This is a genomic window from Bradyrhizobium uaiense, assembly GCF_010811875.1.
GTDB lineage: Bacteria > Pseudomonadota > Alphaproteobacteria > Rhizobiales > Xanthobacteraceae > Bradyrhizobium > Bradyrhizobium uaiense.
This window is the reverse complement of the sequence record NZ_VKHP01000476.1, coordinates 1-1,853: the sequence shown is the minus strand read 5'-3', so window position 1 is coordinate 1,853 and position 1,853 is coordinate 1. Positions and strand designations below refer to the sequence as shown.

Sequence of the window (1,853 nt, the reverse complement as noted above, 5' to 3'; positions counted from 1 at the left end):
TGGTTGGGCGGCGCTGGGCCTGGGCCGGTTTCTTTCTGGTCGCCGTCGGCGCCGTTGTCGCGATGATCCCGGTGTCGCTGGGCCTCGCCTCGGTGCTCTACACCTTCTATCCGCCGATGGTCGGCAACCCCTTCTATTACATCGGCGTCGTCATGGTCGTGGTCGGCTCATGGATCTGGGGCGCGCTGATGGTGATCAATTTCGTGATCTGGAAGCGCGACAATCCGGGCGCGCCGGTGCCGCTTGCGATGTACGCCAACGTCGCGGGAAGCTTGCTCTGGGGCTGGACCGCGGTCGGTGCGGCGCTCGAGATCCTGTTCCTGATCCTGCCCGTGGCGCTCGGGCTCAAATCGACGATCGATGCGGGGCTGGCGCGCGTGTTCTTCTCGTGGACGCTGCATGCCATTGTCTATTTCTGGCTGATCCCGACCTACATCGCCTATTACACGATCTTCCCGCGTGCGATCGGCGGCCGGCTCTATAGCGATGCGATGGCGCGGATCTCATTCATCCTGTTCGTCGTGGTGGCGATGCCGATCGGCGTGCATCATCTGTTTGCCGACCCGCAGGTCGGCGCCGGCTTCAAGTTCATGCACTCGGTGTTCACCGGCCTGGTCGCGCTGCCGACGCTGCTCACCGTGTTCACGATCTGCGCGTCGGCGGAGATCGCGAGCCGCCTGTGCGGCGGCCGTGGCGCATTCGGCTGGATCGGCGCGCTGCCTTGGTCCAATCCGATCATGCTGGCGACCGCGCTGTCGCTGGTGATGCTCGGCTTCGGCGGCGCCGGGGGCCTGATCAACATGAGCTATCAGCTCGACGCCACGGTGCACAACACGCAGTGGATCACCGGCCATTTCCACCTGATCTTCGGCGGCGCCATCGTCATCATGTATTTCGCCATCGCCTACGATCTGTGGCCGCATCTGACCGGCCGTGCGCTGGACAGTTTTGGCCTGATGCGTACCCAGCTCTGGCTGTGGTTCATCGGCATGATCGTGACCACCTTCCCGTGGCACTATGTCGGCATCCTCGGCATGCCGCGCCGTATGGCGTTCTATGACTATGCCAACCCCGCGATCGCGCCGCAGGCCTTCTCGGTGACGATGTCGGCGATCGGCGGCTTCATCCTGCTGCTGTCGGGCCTGCTGTTCCTGCTGGTGCTGATCCGCGGGCAGTTCGGTGCGCGAGACGAGGCGGCTGCTTACCGCTTCGCGGTGCCGCTGCACATGCCGGCGCGGATTCCGGTCGCGCTCAACTCGTTCGGCCTGTGGCTCGCCCTGATGGTCGGCCTTACCGTGGTGAATTACGGCTTCCCGATCGCGCAGTTGATGGCGCTGAGCGAGACTAACGTTCCCGCGGTTTATGTCGGAGCTGGCCGATGAGCGATCATCCGCTGTTCTCCACGCGCAATCCGTGGTTCGGCATCAGCGTCGGCATCACGGCCGGCGTTGCCGTGCTGTCGGCCGTCGTCGGCCTGATCTGGTTGCCGCTGCTCCAGCCTCACCTTCAGCTTACCGGCGTCTGGGATGCGATCTGCAGCGCGGCCGGCGTTCCCCGCGCGGCGGTACAGGAGACCGCCATCAAGCCGGACTTCAAGACTTCCAATGTCGTCATGACCTCGGAGATGCTTACCAAGGCGGACCAGGTCTCGATCGGGCGGGGCGCAACGCTGGCACAGCGCTGCGCGATCTGCCACGGACCGCAGGGCGTCAGCGACGCCCATTCTCCGAACCTCGCCGGGCAGTTTGCCGCGGTGACGTACAAGGAGCTCAACGACTTCAAGACCGGCGCGCGGGTCAGCGTCGTGATGAGCCCGTTCGCTGCGGCCATGAGCGACCAGGACATGAAGGACG

2 protein-coding genes are annotated in these 1,853 nt (G+C 64.8%); both read left to right on the top strand.

The window, feature by feature from the left end:
• Positions 1 to 1,382 (top strand): cbb3-type cytochrome c oxidase subunit I (locus FNJ47_RS45885; protein ID WP_163163367.1); only part of this gene is annotated, 1,382 nt, incomplete at its 5' end.
• Positions 1,379 to 1,853: c-type cytochrome (locus tag FNJ47_RS45880; protein WP_163163365.1), on the top strand; the 475-nt coding region annotated here is incomplete at its 3' end. The genes FNJ47_RS45885 and FNJ47_RS45880, both read left to right, overlap by 4 nt.